Genomic DNA, 20,742 nt, shown 5'->3' with positions numbered 1-20,742 from the left:
TCAGCTCCCGGCCGGGTCGTACGCCTCGGGGTGCACGGTGGTGCTGAGCAGCTTGCCGTGCGCGCCGAAGGTGAAGTGGGTGGGGGTGCTCCCGCTGGCGTCCAGTCCGAAAAGGACACCGTGCGACCGCAGCCGCTTCGCGTCCCGGTGGTCGGCGACGGTCACCGAGGCGCACGGGATCACCTTCTCCCGCCAGGCGAAGACGTAGATACCCGGCCGCAGCTCGTAGACCGAGTTCTCGTCGGTGTCCGCGAGCCCCCGCTCCGGCCCGGCCAGGCACTGCCACGTGTACCAATGCGGGCTGAGGTACACGTGCTCGTACGCGTGCTCCGTGCTGTACACCCACAGCACCCGGCGTCCGACCAGCGACGTGGTCGGGGCGAGCGGTTCCCCGGCAGGCTCGATGCCGCCGATCGTGGCCGCCACGAAAGACTGCGTGACCCGGGGCGAGGTGTCGCCGATCTTGCTCAGCACCAGCAGCGCCCGGCCGCGGCGCAGGTCCAGCAGCAGCGTGAACGCCTCGTCCTGCCTGGCCTGCGGGTGGAACTGGACGTAGTACAGGTCGTCGTCGACCAGAAACGTCTCGCAGCGGTCGGTGCCCTTGCCGTGGTAGGTCCAGTCGATCCGGGTGCCGGAGAAGGCGGCGGTGAACGTCGTGCCGTCTTCACAGGCGAGTTCGAAGGTACGGCCGTGCAGGTCGCCGACCGTGGGCGCCTTGTTCGCGTCGAAGCCGGGGGCGAGTCCGTCCAGCGGCAGCCAGGTGGACGTGTCGGACAGGGTCAGTTCGGGCATGGAAAGAGTCCTAGTGCTCGTGGGCGGAACAGTGCTCATCGGAGGCGCCAGAAGGCAGGTCGAGGGCCGGGTTTCGGTCCAAGAAGCCGTAGGGGCGCAAGGAAAAACCGGAGTAGTCGACCGGCATGACCGGCCAGTCCTCCGGACGGGGGATATGGGTCGGGCCGAACACGTGCCACAGCACGAGATCGGTGTCGGTGAGGTCGCGGTCGGCGGCGGTCCAGTCGGGCAGCCCCGCGCCACCGGGATGCGCGTTCGGGCGGTCGCCCGCCGGGAAGCGTTCGTCCGCGCGGTACGGCGTCGCCCACAGATGGCGGGTGGCGAACGTCGCCCGCTGGTGGACGGTCGATTCCGGCTGCGCCATCAGCGTCGCGGAAGGCCGCGGCACGAGCTGGTACGCCGTGGGGGAGCCGAGGCGGTTGGTGCGCTCCGCGCTGCGGATCTCCCAGACGCGAGCCTTGGCCGGATCCGCGAACCGCTGGGCCTCCTGTTCGGTCCGCAGCGGGGTTTCCTTCCAGGTGAACGCGTTCCCGTACGGGTTCCGCTCACCCATGGGGACGCGTTCGACGTCGACCTCGACGAGCGAGTTGCGTTCGCCGTCGATCGCCACGTCGAGCCGCGCGCAGAACAGGTGCTGGTGCACCGGCGCGAACAGACCGGGGGCGATCTCGTTGGCATGCGGGTGATCCGTGCCCGGATGCGCGGCGCCGGCGAACACGATGCCGGTGGCCTTCGCCTCCAGTTCCACGGTGCCGTCGAGGTAGAGGTACCAGAAGAAGCCGTAGTCGTAGTTGCCGATGGTGGAGATCGACGAGATCACCAGCCGCCGCGATCGGCGGACCTCGGCGCGGCCGTCGAGATCCGTGTGCTTCCAGAGGATGCCGTAGTCCTCCTCGTGCATGCAGATCGCGCGCGGGATCTCGACCGGGTGGCCGTGGTCGTCGGCGACGAACGCGGGGAAGTAGTGGATGACACCGAGGCAGTCGCAGCCCAGCCGCAGGTCGTTCGCGTTCTTGCCGAGCAGGTACTCGCCCGCGTCGAAGTAGCTGATCCAGAACCGGCCTGGCGCGGTGTCGCCGTAGGGCACCACCATCTCCGGTACCGACGCGCGATGCAGCACCGACCGGTCCTGGAAGCCGACCTGGTGCAGCGTCAGACCCTCGCGGGCGTTGAAGCCGACGCGGAGCTTCCAACCCTCCCAGGTGACCTCGTTGCCGTCGACGGTGAAGCTCGGACCCTCCGGCTGGGTGATCTCGATCGGCTTGAGCGTGGTGCGGGCCTGGACGCCGTCGTAGCGGCCGTGCTCCGGCGGCACGGGGACGTCGCCCTCGTCCTCGACGCGGATGACGCGCTGCTCGGTCAGGTCGATGTGGACGATCAGGCCCTCGACGGGATGCGCCCACGGGCTGTCGGACTCGTCGTCACGCAGGAACGTCAGCGAGCGGATGACCCGGCCGGTCTCGTCCGGCCTGCCGAAGAACCCGGGCGCCAGGGGAGCGCAGAAGGCGTGCCCGATCCGGTCGCCGAGGCCGCGCCGCTCCATCGCGGCCTGCCATTCGGGTGACGCCTTGGTGATCGACGCGGCGAGGTCGTACTCCTCGAACAGGTACGCGGGCTGGCCCGGGCCGCAGTCCTCGGTGGAGACCACTTCGCGTTTCGCCAGCGAAACGACCACGTCGCGGGCCTCGCCGGTCGCGGTGTCCAGCAGCGTGTACCGGACGCGGCGGTCGGGGGCGGCGTCGCCCTTCTCCGGCTCCACCGGCAGCACGGCCGGGAACCGGGTGGTGGCGGTGAGCAGGCCTTCGGCGGTCAGGATCGCTCGGCCTGCGGTGAGTTCGTCGGCGGTCAGCGGGTCGAGTGGATGCGGCCTGGTCATGTTTCGCAGTCTTGCCGGTCCGGCTCCGGCTGAAAAGGCCGTCATGCGGCTGCGGACAAGAAGGATGCACTGACGGCCAAGCTCCGTGAAAGGTCCGGACCGGAGGATGACGTCATGGGACTGGAGCTCGCGGGCAAGGCCGTGCTGGTGACCGGCGCGGCATCCGGTATCGGCCTTGCCTGCGTCCAGGCCTTCCTCGCCGAGGGCGCGCGGGTCGGCGCCCTCGATCGCGCACCCGTGCCCACGCTGGCCGACGGTCTCCTGGCGCTCGAGGCCGACGTGACCGACGAGCCGTCGGTGGCCGCCGCGATCGACACCGTCGTGAGCCGCTTCGGCGGGCTCGACGTCGTGGTCGGCTGCGCCGGGATCTCCGGTCCGGTGGGGACGCCGGTCACCGAAACCGCCGCGGCGGAGTTCGCCGCGCTCATGGCGGTCAATGTGACCGGCCAGTTCCTGCTGGTCAAACACGCCGCGCCCTGGCTCACCGCGTCGGGTGGCTCGGTGGTACTGCTGGCCAGCGACTCGGCGTTCACCAGCGCGCCCGGCATGGTCCCGTACTGCGCTTCGAAAGGCGCCGTGGTCGCGATGACCAGGGCACTCGCGGTCGATCTCCCCGGCGTCCGGGTGAACTGCGTCTGCCCGTCGGTGGTCGACACCCCGATGGCGCGCGGCGATCTCGGCGAGGTGCTCGACGATCCCGCGTTTCCGGTGCAGGCTCCGGAAGAGGTCGCCTGGCAGGTGCTCCATCTCGCGTCCGCGCGTTCGCGGGCGGTCAACGGCCAGGCCGTGCTCGCCGATTTCGGCGTCTCGGCCCGCTCCGGTTTTCCCGCTTAGAAAGGACTCCGCAAGTGAAGAAGGTTGTCGCGATCACGGGTGGCGGTACCGGAATCGGTGCCGCGGTCGCCCGCCGGTACGCCGACGAGGGTGCCCAGGTGGTGGTGCTCGGACGGCGGCTCGAGCCGCTGGAGAAGGTGGCCGCCGAAACCGGCGCGCACGTCATCTCGTGTGACGCCAGCGATCGCGAAGCCGCCGAGAACGCCGTGGCGGAGATCGTCGGCAAATTCGGCAGGCTGGACGTCGTGGTGGCCAACGCCGGTGGGCACGGGCTGTCCTCGGTAGTCGACACCGGTGACGAGGAATGGGAACTGGCGCTGCGCTCGAACCTGTCGAGCGCGTTCGTGTTCTGCCGGGCCACGCTGCCGTCGCTGATCGAAACCGGCGGCCAGGTCGTCGTCGTGTCGTCGCTGGCCGGGCTGTTCGCCGGGCCGAACGTCGCCGGCTACACCGTCGCGAAGCACGCGCTGATCGGGCTGACGCGTTCGATCGCCCGCGACTACGGGCCGAAGGGCGTCCGCGCGAACGCGGTCTGCCCCGGCTGGGTGCGCACGCCGATGGCGGACGGCGAGATGGACCAGTTCGCCGAGGCCGCGGGCTTCGACGGCGGCCACGACGAGGGCTACCGGCGCGTGACCGCCGAGGTCCCGCTGCGGCGTCCCGCCGAACCGGAGGAGATCGCGTCGATCGTGCGGTTCCTGGGGTCTTCGGAGTCGTCGTACATCACCGGTGCGGTGATCGTGGCGGACGGCGGCGCGCACGCGGTGGATCTGCCGACGCTGGCGTTCGAACGGGCGGGGATGGGTTCTTAGCGACGTTGCGTGTGTGAAGTCCGTGAAGGCCTCCTTCACTACCTTGAGGGTAGGGAAGGAGGCCTTCACGGACCTAGGGAGCGTGATCGCCCGGTACCGGATGTCATGAAAGGGGCGTTCAGGACGAAATGTGTCCTGAACGCCCCTTTCATGACATCCGGACAGCCGCGAAGGGCGAGTTCGGCTGTCCGTGAAGGTCTCCTTGAGGGACCCAGAGTCCCTCAAGGAGGCCTTCACGGACTTACGAACGGTCAGGATTCCCCGAGGTAGGCCGAATGCAGGGTGCCGGGCGAGTCCAGCAAGCCCTGCGCCGAGCCCGCATACGTGACCCGCCCCGAAGAAACCACCACAGCGTCGCTCGCCACGCCGAGGGCCAGATGCGTGAACTGCTCGACCAGCAGGATCGCCGCGCCCTCCTCGGCGAACCGGGTCACCATCGGCAGCAGCCGGGTGAACACCACGGGCGCGAGGCCCAGCGACATCTCGTCGATCAGCAGGAACGACGGCCGCGCGGCGAACGCCCGCGCCAGCACCACCATCTGCTGCTCGCCCCCGCTGAGCAACGCGGCCGGCGAGTCGCGGCGTTTCTCCAGCTCGGGGAACGCCTCGAACAGTTCGTCGGCCCGCGCGCGGGTGCGCGCGGTCAGCATCAGGTTCTCCAGCACCGTCAGGCCGCCGAACACCGCGCGACCCTGTTCGATATGCGCCAGACCCCGCCGTGCGCGAGCCACCCTCGACTGTTTCGTGATCTCGTCGGCTCCGATGTGGACGGTCCCCGAAGCGGCGGGCACCACGCCGGAGACGGCCTCCAGCAGGCTGGTCTTCCCGGCACCGTTGGGGCCGACGAGGGCCGTGATCCGTCCCGGTTCCAAGGTCAGGTCGACGTCGCGGATCACCGGCCCCGCCCCGCGGGTGACCGTCAGCCCCGCTATCCGCAAAGCGTTCACAGCATCTCCGTTTCACCCATGTACGCCTTGAGCACGGCGGGATCGGCGAGCACTTCGGCCTGCGGGCCGGAAGCCAGCACCCGGCCGAAGTCGAGGACGGTGATCGTGTCGCAGACCGAGCGCACCAGGTCCAGATCGTGCTCGATGAGCAGGACCGAAACCCCGAACCGCGCGGGAACCTGCCGCAGCCGTTCCCCGAACGCGACGTGCTCCTCGTGCGGAAGGCCCGCGGCGGGCTCGTCGAGGAGCAGGACCCGCGGCCGGGCCAGCAGATGCCCGACGACCTCGACCAGCCTGCGCGCACCGACGTCCACTTGCGACAGTGGGGTGCGGGCGGCGGGGCAGCCGAAGAAGTCCAGGGCATCGCCGATCTCGTCGGCGGTGAGGCGCCGCCTGGCGAGGAACTTCAGGTACGCGCCGACCGTCAGCCCTGGCGGGACGCGGTCCTGCTGGAACGTCCGGCGCAACCCGGCGCGGGCCCGGTTCGACGGCGATCCGGTCAGCGGGCGGCCACCGAGTTCGACGGCGCCCTCGGCGTTGGGCAGGAATCCGCTGATCGCGTCGACCAGCGTCGACTTGCCCGCGCCGTTCGGCCCGATGACCCCGAGCACGCCGTGCTCCGGAACCGAGATGTCCACTGAGGACAGTGCGGCCACGTGCCCGAAGTTCACGCTCAGGCCGCGGACGGTGAGCACCGGTGGACCAGGGGAGACCGGTTCGACGTCGCTCGCACCGATGGCGAGGTCGAGTTTCGCAGGTTCCTTCTTGGACCTTCGGTACCAGACCTGCCGCACCGTGGTGCCCAGGTTCCCGCCGCCGGCCAGCGCCTGCACCCCGAGCACGCCGAACACCACGAAACCCCAGTCCTGCGGGATTCCCCAGCGTTTGAGCAGTTCCGGCACGCCGACCCACAGGATCGCGCCGAACACGGCCATGTCGATCAGATGCGCGCCCGACATGATCGCCAGCACGTACAACGCCAGCGACTGGATCGCGGTGAAACTGGCCGGGAAGGCGACCCCGACCTGACCGGTGAGCAGGCCGCCGCTGATCCCGCCGAGGGTGGCGCTCACGGCGAACGCGGTCAGCTTCGACGTCCGCACGCTCGTGCCGGCGGCCGCCGTGCCGCGTTCGGAGAACGCCACCGCCTGCCAGGCGCTGCCCCAGCGCCCGCGGCGCAGGAAGTACACGGCGAGGCAGCACAGCACCAGCACCACCACGGCGAGCTGGAAATACGACCGGTCGTCGGAGAAGGCGTCCGGCCGTTCGACCGAGATCCCGGCGGAGACACCGGGGAACTGCAACTGGACGAGCGCGAGGTCCACCGCCGCGGCGAGGCCCAGCGTGACGACGGCGAGGTTGATCCCGCGCAGCCGCAACGCCGGGAGCCCGACGAGCACCCCGACCAGCCCGGCGGCGAGACCGCCCAGCACCAGCCAGGTGAGGAACCCGCCGGGCGCCTGCGCCTCGTTCAGCGCCGACACCGTCCAGGCGCCGACGGCGCCGAAGGTCAGCTGGCACAGGGAGATCATGCCCGCGCTGCCGGTGACCACGCCCAGCCCGAGCAACGAGATCCCGGCGACGACGGCGCTCATGCCGAGGTAGACGAAGTACCCGTCGAGCCCGGCGCTCAGGCCGTACCCGGCCGCGATCGCCACGATGGCCACCGCGAACGGGATCCCGCGTTCAGCGAGCCGCATCCCACACCTCCTTGCGCTGCGACCACAGCAGCAGCGCGACGATCACTGCGAACGGCAGGAAGTACCGCACCACCGAAAGGCCGTCGACCTGCGCGGCCGCGCCCTGGATCAGGCCGAGGCCGAGGCCGCCCCCGACCGCGAGGTCGAGACGGCCGAGTCCGCCGAGCAGGGCCGCCGCGGCCGCCGGGACCACCAGCATCGCCAGCGACGTCGCGTCGTTGGACTGCGACGGCGCCACGATCGAGATGACCAGCGTGCTGACCACCCCGGTGACCGCCCAGACCGCGACGCTGAGCCGTTTCGCCGGGATGCCCAGCAACTCCGCGGTGGTCGGGCGTTCTGACAGCGCCCTGAGCTGGACCCCCGCCGGGGTCCGGCTCAGCACGATCCGGCTGGCCACCGCCACCAGGATCGCCAGCGCGACGGTGACCACGGTGACCTGGCTGATCACCACCCCGCCGACGGTGACCGCCGGACCGTCCAGGATCGGGTGGAACGGCTGCGGTTTGTTGCCGAACAGGATGAACGACAACGAGATCAGCAGGAGCAGCACCGCGACGGTGACCGCCGAGCGGGTGCCGGTGTCCGCCTCGGCGAGCCAGGTGGACACGATCCAGCCGAGCAGCGCGCTGAGCAGCCCGCCGAGCACGATCCCCGCGACGGTGGCGAGCCACATCGGCAGGCCCAGATCGACGGACAGGAACACCGCCACGTAGCAACCGAACATCCCGGTGGCCGACTGGGCGAAGTTCACCACCCGCACCAGGCGTGACATCAGCGTCAGGCATACCGCCAGCACCGCGTACAGTCCGCCGGCGGCCAGGCCTGCCAGCGCTCCCTGCAGCATCGAATCCTCCCGTTACTTCTTCGGAATCCGCAGCCAGTCGTTCGCGACGAGCTCCCATTTGTTGGTGCCGGAGGCGAGCTTGATCGGCCAGCCCGCGGTGTTGTCGTGGTGCGTCTGGCCGGGGCCGAAGACGTACGGCGTGCCGACCATCGGATCGGTGATCGGCTTCATCTGGCGCAGCGCCTTGGTCACCGATTCACGCGTGATGTCGCCCTGGATGCCGCGGACGACGTCGAGGAAGTACTTCGCCGCCAGGTAACCGCCCTGGCTGAACGAGGTGAGCGGGATGTTGTTCTTGGTCATCAGCTCGCGCCAGTCCTTGTTCTGCGGGCTGGTCGCGTCGGTGAACGGGTAGAACTCGGCGGGCACGTACACCCCGGCACCGGCGTTGGTGATGGCCTTGGCGTAGTTCTCGCTGTAGACGCTGGTGAGCAGCAGCCACGTGACGTCGTTCCAGCCCTGCGCCGCGGCGGCCTTCAGCTGCCCGATGGAGTCCGGCTCGACCGGGTTCACCGTGATCGCCTTGCAGCCCGCGTTGCGCGCCTTGACGATGTAGGAGGTGTAGTCGGAGCCGCCGTAGGGCACGGTCGCGTCGAGGTACTTGAGCTTCTTGCCGGTGATGGCCGACCACTCGTCGATCGCGGCCTGGTACGACGGCAGCGTGTTGCCCGCGATCTCCAGCAGCGCGCAGATGTCGTTCAGCTTCAGCGTTTCCGAGCCGTAGAGCAGGGTCAGCGTCATGTCGTGGTACGGGCCGACGTTGACCGGGGCGATGTTCGGGCTGGAGAAACAGGCCGGGTCCACGCCGATGCCCTGCATGGACAGGATCTTCTGCTGCTCGTAGTACTTGTTGTTGATCTCGCACTCGATGAGGCTGGACGAGCCGACGAGCGCCACCGCCTCGTCCCGTCCGACGACCTCGCGGGCCGCGGCGGCCGCGGCCGCCGGGTCACCCTTGTCGTCGAGGGCCTTGTACTGGATCTGTCTTCCGTTCACGCCGCCGCTCGCGTTGGCCGCGTCGAAGACCGCCTTGGCCGCCTGTGAGGCCTCGGGGAAGGTCGCCGCGCCGCTCAGCGCGTTGACCGAACCGACCACGATCGGCCCGCTCGCACCGCTGTCGGATCCGGCGCAGCCCGCCGTCGCGAGCAGGACGGCCGAGGCGAGGGCGACGAGGCGCCGCGCGGGTTTCACCGGTTCTCCATGGCTTCGACCACGGGCACCGAGTCGACGATCTGCTCGAACGAGGTCACCTTGCCGCCGTCGAACCGCCACACGTGCGCGACGCGGGCGGTGAACGATCGGCCGGTCTCGCGGTGCTTGGCCTGGTAAGTGCCGAGGCCGATCACCGTGTCACCGGCGTCGAGAAGGTCGCCGAGGGTGAAGGTGTAGCCGTCCCAGTCCTTCGCGATGGCACCGAAGACGTTGTCCCGCACCTCTTCCGGACCGGTGTACGTGCCGGCGTAAGGGAAACCGGCCGCCTCCGTCCAGGTGGTGTCGGGACCGAGCGGGGCCAGCATGCCCGCCAGATCGCCCCGGTCGCTCGCGGCGTAGTGCGCGGCGATGATGTCGAGATTGGACACTGAGGCTCCTTAGACCGGTTGGGCGTCGGGGTAGGCGACGGCACCGAGTGGGTAGATGTGCCCGCCCGCGCGGGAGTGCTCCGACCGGCCGTCGCCGGTCAGGCCGAGGAAGACGCCGGTGGTCTTCAGCGCGTAGCCGAGGTCGTGCAGCCACACACTGGCCACGGCGATGCGGAATTCGCGGAAGCAGAACAGGTAGAGCCCGTCCTGGAACTTCCAGACCGTCGACAGGTCCATGTCCCCGTGGCCGCGCTGCACGCCTTCGAGGCATTGCCAGGCATAGCGTTGCGAAGACACGTACACGTGCTCGTAGAGGTGTTCCGGGCTGTAGCGGTAGACGTTGCGTTTGCCGATCAGGTCGCGCGACGGGCCGGGAACCTCGCCTGACGGCGTTCCCTCGTCGGTCGTGCCGGACCAGAACGTCTGGGAGACACGGGGAACGCCTTCGACATCCTCGGCGCCGATGACCGAGCGTACGGCGAGCGCGCGATGCGTCGTCGTGGAGAAGACGACGGTGAGCGCTTCCCCTTCGACGCTGGTGTGTGGGAGATTGACGAAGAAGACGTCTTCCCGGACGGCGACCGCGTCGTACGGATCCTTGATGCCGTTGCAGGTTACGGTTTCAGCGTCTTCGAACCGCAGCGCGAGCGTCTTCCCGTCGTCGAGGGTGACGGTGAGCTCGCGTCCCGACAGGTCCGCGTTCGGCAGGCGGTAGGTGGCTATTCCGGCGGCGAACTCGTCATAGGTACGCCACTGTTCCTCGGGTGCTTCGGGCATGCGGTCATCGTCGAGGCGACCGCCCTGGCAGGGGAAGCCGTCACGCGCTGGGCGGCAACAACCGGTCGCTCACGGTCAAGCCACGGCGCAGTTCGCTCGGCGAGCAGCCGAATTCCGTCTTGAACACGCGGCTGAAATGCGGCGCGTCGACGAAACCCCACTTCGCCGCGATGGCCGCGACGGGCCGCGAAGTGTGCACGGGGTCGAGCAATTCGCGGCGGCAGTGTTCGAGGCGCCGGGTGCGGATCCAGCCCGAGACGGTGGTGCCCTGCTCGTGGAAGAGGCCGTGCAGATGCCGGGTCGAGATGTAGTGCTCGGCGGCGATCTGTGCCGGTCCGAGGTCGGTGGAGGAGAGGTTGGCGTCGATGTAGGCGAGGACGCGGCGCATCAGTTCGTGATGCGGCCCGGCACTCGCGCGGGCGAGGTCGAGCTCGCTGGCGAACAGCGTGGCGAGCAGGTCGACCGCGGTATGCGCGAGCCGGACGCCCGCCGGCCCGCCGAGCTGGTCGAGGTTGCTGCCGAGCTGCGCGAGGAAGGGCACCACCACGTTGCCCATGCCCCGTTTGCCCGACATCGGCACCGCGGTCAGCTGGCCGACCAGGTCGCGGGGGAGATCGATGAGCCGCTGCGGGAACATCACCACGAGCGTGCGGAAATCCTCTTCGAACGCCAGGGTGTACGGCCGGTGCGTGTCGTACAACGCCACGTCGCCGGGACGCAGCATCGCCTCACGGTTGTCCTGCACCAGCAGGCCGGTGCCGGACAGGATCAGGCTCAGCTTGTAGTAGTGCCTGTCCGCCCTGGCGATGAGTTCGGGGGTCCGCTCGACCACGTGCGCCGACGCGGTCACCTCGGTCAGCTGCACGTCGTCGGCTCCGCACGAGCGGATGCGGCCGCGGAAGTGGTCGCGGTGCTCGCTCGTCACGTGCAGTGGCACGAAGGATTGTGACACCACCGTGCGGAAATCGGTGAAATCTCGCGCGACCGTGGTGGTGGTCGGGTCGGCGGTGGCGGTGGTCACGGGGGTCACCTCGCAGCATCGGGGGGTGAATTTCATATACGATAAGCGATACGATGCTGCCGGGCAATGATCGCGGCGAGGTCAGTCGGCGAGGCGGAACAGAAGGGTTCCCGGGTCCACGTCGACGGGTACCACCGTGCCCGTTTCGTAGCGGCCGACGTCCTCGGTGAGCACGCGCGCACTGAACGGAGCGACGCCCGGGCCGGTGACGACGAGGTCGACGTCGTCGGCGGGTGTGCTCACCTCGCCGACCCAGATCCGCTTGCTGGACACGACTTCGGCGTTCGCGCGGACCCCTTTCCGGTCGAGCCCGCGATGGAGCTCCCTGGCCTTGGCGTTCTGCCAGAGGTGCGAGCCGACGGTGCCGGCGCCGCCGAGGGTGAACACGGCGCCCATGGCGACGACCACCAGGCGGTCGTCGTCGCCGGGATCGAAGTGGGTACTGATCCAGAGCAGTGCCGGGCCGATCAGGACCAGTACCGTCATGAAGAAGCCCAAGAGGCAGCCGATGACGGTGAAGGCGGGCAGTTCCGGGGCTTCGGTGCCTTCGCGGTCCGTCTTCACCGGCGTGAGGTTACTGACCGGTTTCGCGTGCCGGTTCGGTAAAAATGCCCGCTTGCCCGGCCGTGAGCCGTCCGGCGAGCGAGGCGACGAGTTCGTAGGAGCGACGGCGGTCGGCGTGGTGGTAGAGCGGCGTGGTCACCATGATCTCGCCGGAACTCGTCTCGTCGAGGATCCGCTGGAGTTTCGGGACGAGCGTGTCCGGGCTGCCGGTGAGCACGGCGTCGGAGCGCTTCGCGATTTCGGTGCGATCGTCGGCGGTGTAAGGGAAAGCCGCCGCCTCTTCGGGGCTGGGCAACCGGATGCGGGTGCCGCGGATCCGGCTGAGGACCTTTAGCCTGGTCGAACCCGCGAGCCACTCGGCGCGCTCGTCGTCCTCGGCCGCGATGACGGAGACACTGACCAGATCGGCCTTGATCGGCGCGTCGGGAGCCAGGTGATGCGCGAAGGCGTACTTGAGTCCGCGCGCGGCGGCGAGCGCCGCGCTTTCGGGGGACCGACCGAGCAGCCAGAGTGCCGGGACATTGCCGCCGAGCACGGGGATCGCCTTCACCTCGGCGTCTTCGGGCGGGTGGAGGTAATGCTGGAGTTCCGTGAGTTGTTCACCGAAGGCTTTCGTCCTTTGTGGACGAATGGCGGCGGAGGCCGCCTTCGAACCGCCCGGCGCGCGGCCGAGACCGAGGTCGATGCGGCCCGGATGCAGGGCGGCCAGCGTCCCGAACTGTTCCGCGACGACGAGCGGCGGGTGATTCGGCAGCAGGACCCCGCCGGCGCCGATCCTCAGGCGCGTCGTGGCGCTCGCGAGGTGGGCGATGAGGACCGCGGGCGCGGAGCTGGCGACGCCGCGCATGCCGTGATGCTCGGGGACCCAGTAACGGTGGTAGCCGAGGTCTTCGGCGAGCCGCGCGAGGTCGACGGTGTTGAGCAGGGCTTCGCGCGGTGTCGAGCCCTCGACGATGGGGGAGGTGTCGAGGACCGAGAGGGCTACGGAAGACATTCGGGCGCCTCTCGTGAGTGGTAAGGACGGTTCTAACCGTCTTTACCACTCACGAGGACGTGATCGAAGCCGGATCTCGCGTGATTGAAGCCGGATTTCGCGTGATCGAAGCCGCAACTCGCGTGATCAGGGGCGGAACACGCGAGTGCGGCGTCCAGTCACGCGAGTTACGCCTTCACGGACCTGCGCTCAACTGCCGCCACATCCCTACCGGGGAACCACTACTAACGAGTCAGATGAGCGCGGCCGGAAGCGTTTCGAAGCCGCGCAGGATCCGGGTCTCCCGCCGTCGGCCGCCACTCAGCAGCCGCAGATCGGGAAAGCGCTCGAAGATCGACCGCAGCCCGATCTCGCCTTCCATCCTCGCCAGCGAAGCGCCGAGACAATAGTGCCGCCCGGCGCCGAACGACACGTGGTCCCGCGCGTTCGACCGGCCGACGTCGAAGGCGGCCGGGTCGTCAAAGATCTCCGGGTCCCGGTTGGCGCCCGCGAGCACGGTGCTGACGATCGCCCCGCGGGCGATGGGGGTCCCGCCGATCTCGGTGTCCCGGGCGGCCAGCCTGCCGGTGAGCAAAACGGGCGGGTCGTAACGGAGGACCTCGTCGACGGCGTTGCTCCACAGGTCCGGATCCGCCCGCAGTTTCGCGAGTTCGTCCGGATGCCGCGTCAGCAGGGCGATTCCGTTGCCGAGAAGGTTGACCGTGGTTTCGAAGCCGGCCGCCAGCACCAGCCCCGCGGTGGCCTTGAGCTCCCGCTCGGTCAGGCCCACGCCGTCCTCGCGCGCGGCGATCAGCTTGCTGAGCAGGTTGTCGCCGGGGTTCGCCCGCAGCTTCTCCAGATGCACGGTGAGCCACGAGTCGAACTCGGCCAGCGTCGCCTCCACCGTCCGGAACGTCCGCCACGGCAGCCCGAGGTCCAGGCTCGGCGCCGCGGCCCCGCCCAGTGCGAGCACCTTGTCGCGTTCCTCCGGCGGGACGCCGAGGATCTGGCTGATCACGGTGACCGGCAGGAGCCCGCAGTACTGCTCGATGAGATCGACCGGGCTCGTCGGGTCGAGGCCGTCGAGCAGCTCGTCGGTGATCGCCTGCGTGCGCTCCCGCAACTGCTCCACCGCGCGGGCGGTGAAGACGCGGGTGACCAGCTTCCGGTAGCGCGTGTGGTCGGGCGGTTCGCTGGCGAGCAGCGACGGCGGCTCGATCGGATGGATCAGACCGGACGATGACCAGGCGACGAGCCGGTTGAGCAGCGGATTGTCCGGGACGAACCGCACGGTCTTGAACGCGTCGCTGGTCAGGATCTCCTTGCACGCCGAATGCCGGGTGGTGACGTGCCCGACCCGGGTGGTGGCGATGGCGCCTTGCGAGCGGATCTCGTCGAACAGGCCGGTCAGGTTCGCCCCGCCGCTCGCCTCGACGGACAACCTGCCCTGAAGGTCGCCCCGGCGCGCCGCGGCCCGCAGGGCGACCCGGGGGATGGCATGGCCGATGCTCCAGCGGGTGACCGGTTTGGCGATCGCCTCCGCCTTGTGCCGGAAGGTCAGTGCGAACATCAGGACTCCGTCCGTGCGTCTTCCTTCGAAGGTAGCGGAACGACGTGTCAGTAGCGAGCGGCTCCGATATCTGCGATCCCGCTTCGCGCTCGGTAATGTTCTGCACTTCGGGCGGGCCGGGGAGTGCTTGTGGGCGGCTACGGGTTCGACATCGCGCTGGTCGCGGTGCTGGTGGTGCTCAACGCGGTGTTCGCGGGCAGCGAGATGGCGCTGATCTCGCTGCGTGAAGGACAGCTGCGGGCGTTGGAACGGGACGGCCGCGCCGCCGCCCGCACGCTGGTGCGGCTGGCACGCGACCCGAATCGGTTCCTGGCGACGATCCAGATCGGCATCACGCTCGCCGGGTTCCTCGCCTCGGCGACGGCGGCGGTGTCGCTCGCGCAACCCCTGGTGCCGCTGCTGGGTTTCCTCGGCAACGCGGCCGGGGCGGTGGCCGTCGCGCTGGTGACGATGGTCCTTACGTTCCTGACCCTGGTGCTCGGCGAACTGGCGCCGAAGCGGCTGGCGATGCAGAACGCGCTGCGGTGGGCGTTGCTGGTGGCGCGCCCGCTGAACCTCTTGTCGGCGATCTCGCGGCCCGTGGTGTGGGCGCTGAGCGTGTCGACGAACTTCGTCGTACGGGCGCTGGGCGGGCGACCGGAAGCCGATCCGGACCAGATGTCGCCCGAGGAGCTCCGGGAACTGGTGTCGGCGCAGCGCGGCCTGAACGCCGAGCAGCGCATGATCATCAACGGTGCCTTGGAGATCCACGAACGACGGCTGCGGGAGGTGCTCGTACCCCGCCGCGCGGTGCTGACCCTGGCCGCCGAACAGGATCTGCTCTCGGCACGCAGGCAGCTGGCTGAATCCGGCCATTCCCGGGCGCCGGTCGCGCGCGGCGGCCATCTGGACGACGTCGTCGGTGTCGTGCGGTTGCGTGACCTGCTCGACGACCACGAAGACCTGGCCGAAGTGGTCCGGCCGGCGGTGGTGTTCCCCGATTCGCTGCGGGTGTCGGACGCGCTCCGGAGTTTCAAGGCCGAACGGGAGCAGATGGCGCTGGTGGTCGACGAGCACGGCGCCGTCGCGGGCATGGTCACGCTGGAGGATCTGCTGGAGGAGATCGTCGGCGAGATCTACGACGAGACCGACCGGGACGTGCTGGCCGTGCGCGACGGCAAGGACGGTTCCCTGGTCCTGCCCGGCACCTTCCCGGTGCACGACCTCGTCGACGTCGGGGTCGAACTGCGCGACGCGCCGCCGGGGGAGTACGCGACCATCGCGGGGCTGATCCTCGTGATCCTCGGGCGGATCCCGGAGAAGCCGGGCGACCACGTGGTGGTCTCCGGCTGGACGGCCGAGGTGCTCGGCGTCGAGCACCACGCGATCACGCGCGTGGCGCTGCACCGTGGGACGAACCCGGAGTGATGAGTTGCGCCGGACGCGCGGGGTTGGCAGCGTGCCCGGTGTCCCGCCACGAAGGAAGGTGCCCCGATGCCGCAAGACCAGCCGGATTTGAAACCTCGTTCGCGCGACGTGACCGACGGCCTGGAGCGCGCGGCGGCCCGCGGGATGCTCCGCGCGGTCGGGATGGGCGACGACGACTTCGCCAAACCGCAGATCGGCGTGGCGTCCTCGTGGAACGAGATCACGCCGTGCAATCTGTCGCTCGACCGGCTGGCCAAGGCGGTCAAGAACGGCGTGCACGCGGCCGGCGGCTACCCGCTGGAGTTCGGCACGATCTCGGTGTCCGACGGAATTTCCATGGGCCACGAGGGAATGCACTTCTCGCTGGTGTCCCGCGAGGTGATCGCCGATTCGGTCGAGACGGTGATGATGGCCGAGCGGCTGGACGGCTCCGTGCTGCTGGCGGGCTGTGACAAGTCCTTGCCGGGCATGCTCATGGCCGCGGCCCGGCTCGATCTCGCGTCCGTCTTCCTTTACGCCGGCTCGATCATGCCCGGTCAGGTCGACGGTCAGGACGTCACCATCATCGACGCGTTCGAAGCCGTGGGCGCGTGTCTCGCGGGCAAGATCAGCCGCGCCGAAGTGGACAAGATCGAACGCGCGATCTGCCCCGGCGAAGGCGCCTGCGGCGGCATGTACACCGCCAACACGATGGCGTCGGTCGCCGAAGCGCTCGGCATGTCGCTGCCCGGATCGGCCGCCCCGCCCGCCGTCGACCGGCGTCGTGACGGGTTCGCGCACCGGTCGGGGGAGGCCGTGGTCGGCATGCTCCGCCAGGGCATCACCGCGCGGCAGATCATGACCATGGAGGCGTTCGAGAACGCCATCGCCGTCGTGATGGCGCTGGGCGGTTCGACCAACGCCGTCCTCCACCTGCTCGCGATCGCGCGCGAGGCGGAGGTCGATCTGCGCATCGACGACTTCAACCGGATCGGCGACAAGGTTCCGCACCTCGGCGATCTCAAACCGTTCGGGAAGTACGTGATGAACGACGTCGACAAGGTCGGCGGCATCCCCGTGGTGATGAAGGCGCTGCTCGACGCCGGGCTCATGCACGGCGACGTGCTCACCGTGACCGGGAAGACGATGGCCGAGAACCTCGAAGGCATCGCCCCGGCCGGGGTCGACGGCGAGATCATCCGCCCGCTCGACCGCCCGATCCACAAGACCGGCGGGCTGACCATCCTCAAGGGCTCGCTGGCGCCCGAAGGCGCGGTCGTGAAGTCGGCGGGCTTCGACGAATCGACGTTCACCGGTACCGCGCGGGTCTTCGACGGCGAGCGGGCCGCTCTCGACGCGCTCGCCGAGGGCCGGATCGTTGCCGGCGACGTCGTCGTCATCCGCTACGAGGGTCCCAAGGGCGGACCGGGGATGCGGGAGATGCTCGCCATCACCGGCGCGATCAAGGGCGCCGGGCTCGGCAAGGACGTCCTGCTCATCACCGACGGCCGGTTCAGCGGCGGCACGACCGGCCTCTGCGTCGGCCACATCGCCCCGGAAGCCGTCGACGCCGGGCCGATCGCCTTCGTGCGCGACGGTGACCCGATCACCCTCGACGTCGCGAACCGGACGCTGGAAGTCGGGATCGACGACATCGAGGCGCGCAAGGAGGGCTGGACGCCGAAGGCGCCCGCGTACACGCGCGGGGTGCTCGGCAAGTACGCCAAGGTCGTGCGGAGCGCTGCGCACGGAGCCGTCTGCGAGTAGGAGGGCAGCCGGGGGCCGCGCGGGGGATGGTATGTGTCCATGAAGGAATTGGGACGTCCAACGTCCCAATTCCTTCATGAACGGCCAGGTCCGGCCTGCCGAACACCACTACGCCGGGCGTGTCCAGATTTTTTCCGCGATTCGGGAAGCGAGGAGCTGGGAGCGTTCCTCGATGTCTTCCTCGGTCCAACGAGCCTGATCGGCGAGGAGGTGCTTGTTGAGCATCAACACGCTGTGCTCGGCGATGCCCTCCCGCTTGCCTTGGTGGTGCTCGTTGCCGGACCAGCCGCTGTTCGAGAGGACAGGGTTCAACCGGCTCGTGAGCAGAGTGAGATTTCCCAGCCGTTGTACGCGATGGTCACGCCGCAGTCGGCTATCGGCGTCATCCGCCAGCCCGGTGCCCCAGTTCTTTTCCCAGCTGACAGGCATGATGTGTTCGATGGTGAGGCTACCTCGTGGACAGTGCGCATCCTCGCTCTTGGGAGACCGGTAGCTGTCTTCCAAGGCTTCCAGGACCATGCGTCCACGTCGCCGTGGGATCATCACGGAGTAGAAACGAATCTTCCGCAGGCTGTCGATCACCTCGACGTCGAGCGGCCATCGCCGCGAGTCGCCGGTCTGCTCGGCCAGGAACCTTTCGGTCGCGGTTCCGATTTCGTGCGGTTGTTGGAGACCCAGATGTTTGATGAGCTCGACGACGACACTGTTCGTGTCGGCGAGAGTCGTGCGGCACAGCATGCGCCTGACCAGCCAACTTTCGACGGCCTTCAGTGCCTGGTCGCGAGCAGCCGGAGGAACTGACGAGGCTGGTCGCAGGAGCCAGAGAAGTAAGGGCATCGTGGCGGCGATGTCCATCACTTCGATTACTCGGTAATGAAAAGTGCCCGGTGTCGAGTACGGTGCAAGGCTGTCGAGTTGCCGGTAACACTGAGCGTCGCTCTTCAGTTCCGCGAGGACTGTCCGCACGTCCTCCGCTGGCGTGAGGACGTGGTCCCGGAAGTCCGTGAAGATCCGATCCGAGGGAACCAGGTGTGCTCGCCGCATGGTGAGCCAGTAGTTGAGGAAGACATCGATCCGGGGCCTGTTCAGGCGGCCTTGACGGAGCTCTTTACGCCAAAAATCTCCGGATACGGCTTCCCAGTAGTCCCGGTCGAGTTGTTCGGTGTCCAGGTGCTGCCGCTCGGCGGCCTGGAAAACGGCATTCTTCACCAAGTCCGCAGCCAGCAGCGGACTACCACGGTCGTTGAGTGCTTCGAAGATCGCTTGCGCATTGTCGCCAGGCTCGAGATCAATCACGACTAGCTTGAGATGCCGTGCCAGGGTGGTGGTCAGAGACCGCAGTCGATCACTGGCTTCGTCCTCGCCGCTTTCGAGGGCCCAGCTCCGAATGCGCTCGCGCAGGAAGACGATCGCTTGGCTTACCCGGTGTTCGCCGGAGTCGTTTGCTGGATCGTCATCCATGGCATCCTGGAACGGTGCCCGGTCAGCCAAGATCGGCCATACCTTCAGTAACTCGTCGTCCTCCTCGATGATGTGCTCGGGATTGCGGACGAGGGCTTTGAGCAAAGCCGCGTCGCGCGAACGGCCATACTTCTCGGCGACCTGCCGTACTGCGTTGAGCAGCAGTTGCAGGGTGATCAAGCGCTGCTGGCCATCGATGACGTGCCGTACCTGGATGTATCCTGCGGGATTCGGCTGTTGGTCGAGGACGACCGCTCCCAAGAAGTGCGCAGGCACATCGGGGTGATGAGCGAGGTCCTGTGCCTCAAGAAGTTCTTCGGCGACCGCCCGGACGTCTGCCCATAGCGGCTCCCACTGCTTTTCGATTTCCCACACATAGGGCCGCTGGAACACCGGGATCACGTAGCGAACCTGCGGTTCGAACAGTTTCTGCGGCGTCAGTGTGTTGGCCTGCACTGGATCTCCCCTGAAGCATCGACTCGAGCTAGTTGCCAGTCGCTCGATCGCCTGGAGGCGTTACGTTCAGATCAGTAGCTGATTGCTTCATGTCGATCACGTTCTGTGCTCGGCGGTGGCGGCCATCGATGCTCCGGCGTCTGAGGCCTCCACGAACGGGTGATGCGTAGGCCCGCCGGGCCCGAGTACGTAATTCACCCGATGTGCCCCGCTACTCCGGAGTAGCAGACTCGGCGGCCCGACGATTCCCGCTGCTCCGGAGGTCGACGATGACCGCGTCCCACGCCCCAGCCCGCTCCGCCGCCCTCGTGATCGCCCGCGTGGTCGTCGACGGGATCCGGCATTCGCTGCCCGAGCACGCGCCGCTGTTCGACGCGCGTGCCACCGAGTTCGTCGCCTCGGTACTCGAGCGAGACGGGATGAACCTGGGTATCGCGGCGGGTGCGGACGCCTTCCGTCAGGTCGGCGTCGCCGAGTACGCGGCGGGCAAGGAGCTGGACCGGCTCTCCCGGGCCTACCACTCGGCCGGCCGCGGCGCCCTTCCCGCGCTGGCGTCGCTGTCGCGGCAGCCCGGGGCCGGGTCCGCCCTGATGGACACCGGGGTGGAGGCCCTGCTCCGCTGCTCCGACGTCCTGATCCGGCTGTCCACCGCGGCCTACCGCGCCGCCCACACGCCCTCGGTCGCCGAGCTGCGCCGTGACCTGCTGAAAGAGATCTTGAGCGGCCGCCCGCCCGCGAAATGGGCGGGACTCGCGGCGGAAGCGGGCTGGGTGCCGCCCGCGCGGGTGGTGGCCGTCGCCGCCGAGCCCGGCGCCGTCCGTGCCTCGTTCGGCCCGGAGGTGCTGGCCGACCTCGCCGGGGAGTACCCGCATCTGCTCGTGCCCGACGACGTCGAGATCGGCGGTGTCCTGGCGGGGACGCGCGCGGCGGTCGGGCCCGCGGTGGCACCCGCCGACGCCGCGGTGTCCCTGCGGTGGGCGCGCCGGACGCTGGAGCTGGTCCGCCGCGAGGTGATCGAGGACGGCCCGCTCGTGCGCTGGTCGGATCACCTGACCACGCATTGGCTGTTCGCCGACGAGGTGCTCACCACCGCACTGGTGAACCGCAGTCTCGCGCCGATCGCCGACCTGCCCGCCAACGAGCGCGCCAAGCTCGCCGAAACCCTCGACGCCATGCTTTCCGCCCGCGGCGGGGCACCCGAGATCGCGAACAACCTCGGCGTCCACCCGCAGACGGTCCGGAACCGCATGCGGCGGCTGCGGGTCCTGTTCGGTGCACGGCTCGACGACCCTCAGTCCCGTCTGGACCTGCGGATCGCCCTGCGCGCGGAGCTGCTCACGGTCGAACCGGCCGGGTCCGCCCCGATGAAGGTGGCGTGA

At 68.9% G+C, this 20,742-nt stretch carries 18 protein-coding genes; 5 read left to right on the top strand and 13 right to left on the bottom strand.

The window, feature by feature from the left end:
* Both DMC61_RS20295 and DMC61_RS20290 read right to left on the bottom strand, forming a co-directional pair.
* Window positions 1-792 carry a molybdenum cofactor biosynthesis F family protein gene (locus DMC61_RS20295; RefSeq protein ID WP_016333934.1) on the bottom strand — a complete coding sequence of 264 codons (792 nt, stop codon included), beginning with the start codon at window positions 790-792 and terminating at the stop codon, window positions 1-3.
* A gap of 10 nt (window positions 793-802) precedes the next feature.
* Entirely contained in the window at window positions 803-2,668 is a 1,866-nt protein-coding gene (locus DMC61_RS20290; RefSeq protein ID WP_125690621.1) for a primary-amine oxidase, read from the bottom strand.
* Window positions 2,669-2,782: 114 nt separating this feature from the next.
* Between DMC61_RS20290 and DMC61_RS20285 the strand changes: the two genes are divergently transcribed.
* Together DMC61_RS20285 and DMC61_RS20280 are read left to right on the top strand one after the other, a co-directional pair.
* Window positions 2,783-3,502 carry an SDR family NAD(P)-dependent oxidoreductase gene (locus DMC61_RS20285; RefSeq protein WP_125690620.1) on the top strand — a complete coding sequence of 240 codons (720 nt, stop codon included), beginning with the start codon at window positions 2,783-2,785 and terminating at the stop codon, window positions 3,500-3,502.
* Window positions 3,503-3,516: 14 nt separating this feature from the next.
* A complete protein-coding gene (locus DMC61_RS20280; protein ID WP_063275290.1) occupies window positions 3,517-4,314 on the top strand; it encodes an SDR family NAD(P)-dependent oxidoreductase in 798 nt (265 codons plus the stop codon).
* Window positions 4,315-4,565: 251 nt separating this feature from the next.
* Here the strand turns inward: DMC61_RS20280 and DMC61_RS20275 are convergent, their stop codons facing one another.
* From DMC61_RS20275 to DMC61_RS20230, 10 genes are all read right to left on the bottom strand, one after another.
* The gene (locus tag DMC61_RS20275; RefSeq protein WP_125690619.1) at window positions 4,566-5,261 is read right to left on the bottom strand and encodes an ABC transporter ATP-binding protein; all 696 of its coding nucleotides are present in this window, start codon (window positions 5,259-5,261) and stop codon (window positions 4,566-4,568) included.
* A complete protein-coding gene (locus DMC61_RS20270; protein ID WP_125690618.1) occupies window positions 5,258-6,961 on the bottom strand; it encodes an ATP-binding cassette domain-containing protein in 1,704 nt (567 codons plus the stop codon). Before DMC61_RS20270 ends, DMC61_RS20275 begins: the two co-directional genes overlap by 4 nt.
* Window positions 6,948-7,808: a branched-chain amino acid ABC transporter permease gene (locus DMC61_RS20265; RefSeq protein WP_125690617.1), complete on the bottom strand. Its 861-nt coding sequence runs from the start codon at window positions 7,806-7,808 to the stop codon at window positions 6,948-6,950. The genes DMC61_RS20270 and DMC61_RS20265 overlap by 14 nt, the downstream gene beginning before the upstream one ends.
* 12 nt (window positions 7,809-7,820) lie before the next feature.
* Window positions 7,821-8,999, bottom strand: coding sequence for an ABC transporter substrate-binding protein (locus tag DMC61_RS20260; protein WP_125690616.1), 1,179 nt, complete (start codon window positions 8,997-8,999; stop codon window positions 7,821-7,823).
* Window positions 8,996-9,388: a nuclear transport factor 2 family protein gene (locus DMC61_RS20255; protein WP_016333942.1), complete on the bottom strand. Its 393-nt coding sequence runs from the start codon at window positions 9,386-9,388 to the stop codon at window positions 8,996-8,998. The genes DMC61_RS20260 and DMC61_RS20255 overlap by 4 nt, the downstream gene beginning before the upstream one ends.
* 9 nt (window positions 9,389-9,397) lie before the next feature.
* Window positions 9,398-10,165 (bottom strand): MoaF C-terminal domain-containing protein, encoded by a 768-nt coding sequence (locus DMC61_RS20250; RefSeq protein ID WP_125690615.1) that lies wholly within the window; start codon window positions 10,163-10,165, stop codon window positions 9,398-9,400.
* 40 nt (window positions 10,166-10,205) lie between these two features.
* The gene (locus tag DMC61_RS20245; protein WP_016333944.1) at window positions 10,206-11,186 is read right to left on the bottom strand and encodes a helix-turn-helix domain-containing protein; all 981 of its coding nucleotides are present in this window, start codon (window positions 11,184-11,186) and stop codon (window positions 10,206-10,208) included.
* An 81-nt stretch (window positions 11,187-11,267) separates the two neighbouring features.
* A complete protein-coding gene (locus DMC61_RS20240) occupies window positions 11,268-11,750 on the bottom strand; it encodes a hypothetical protein (protein WP_063275286.1) in 483 nt (160 codons plus the stop codon).
* 10 nt (window positions 11,751-11,760) lie between these two features.
* Complete coding sequence (locus DMC61_RS20235; RefSeq protein ID WP_125690614.1) at window positions 11,761-12,744, bottom strand: LLM class flavin-dependent oxidoreductase; 984 nt, start codon at window positions 12,742-12,744, stop codon at window positions 11,761-11,763.
* 232 nt (window positions 12,745-12,976) lie between these two features.
* Window positions 12,977-14,293 carry a cytochrome P450 gene (locus DMC61_RS20230; protein WP_125690613.1) on the bottom strand — a complete coding sequence of 439 codons (1,317 nt, stop codon included), beginning with the start codon at window positions 14,291-14,293 and terminating at the stop codon, window positions 12,977-12,979.
* A gap of 129 nt (window positions 14,294-14,422) precedes the next feature.
* Here DMC61_RS20230 and DMC61_RS20225 point away from each other — a divergent pair, with 129 nt between their 5' ends.
* Together DMC61_RS20225 and ilvD are read left to right on the top strand one after the other, a co-directional pair.
* Entirely contained in the window at window positions 14,423-15,700 is a 1,278-nt protein-coding gene (locus DMC61_RS20225; RefSeq protein ID WP_125690612.1) for a hemolysin family protein, read from the top strand.
* Between the two features lie 66 nt (window positions 15,701-15,766).
* Complete coding sequence (gene ilvD, locus DMC61_RS20220; protein ID WP_063275280.1) at window positions 15,767-17,446, top strand: dihydroxy-acid dehydratase; 1,680 nt, start codon at window positions 15,767-15,769, stop codon at window positions 17,444-17,446.
* Between the two features lie 108 nt (window positions 17,447-17,554).
* Here the strand turns inward: ilvD and DMC61_RS20215 are convergent, their stop codons facing one another.
* Window positions 17,555-19,363 (bottom strand): DUF262 domain-containing protein, encoded by a 1,809-nt coding sequence (locus DMC61_RS20215; protein ID WP_125690611.1) that lies wholly within the window; start codon window positions 19,361-19,363, stop codon window positions 17,555-17,557.
* Window positions 19,364-19,632: 269 nt separating this feature from the next.
* On the opposite strand from DMC61_RS20215, the gene DMC61_RS20210 reads away from it, so the two are divergent.
* Window positions 19,633-20,742 (top strand): helix-turn-helix domain-containing protein, encoded by a 1,110-nt coding sequence (locus DMC61_RS20210; protein ID WP_125690610.1) that lies wholly within the window; start codon window positions 19,633-19,635, stop codon window positions 20,740-20,742.

Origin of the sequence: Amycolatopsis sp. WAC 04169 (assembly GCF_003947535.1) — a bacterium.
GTDB lineage: Bacteria > Actinomycetota > Actinomycetes > Mycobacteriales > Pseudonocardiaceae > Amycolatopsis > Amycolatopsis keratiniphila.
This window is presented reverse-complemented; position numbering and strand designations above follow the sequence as displayed.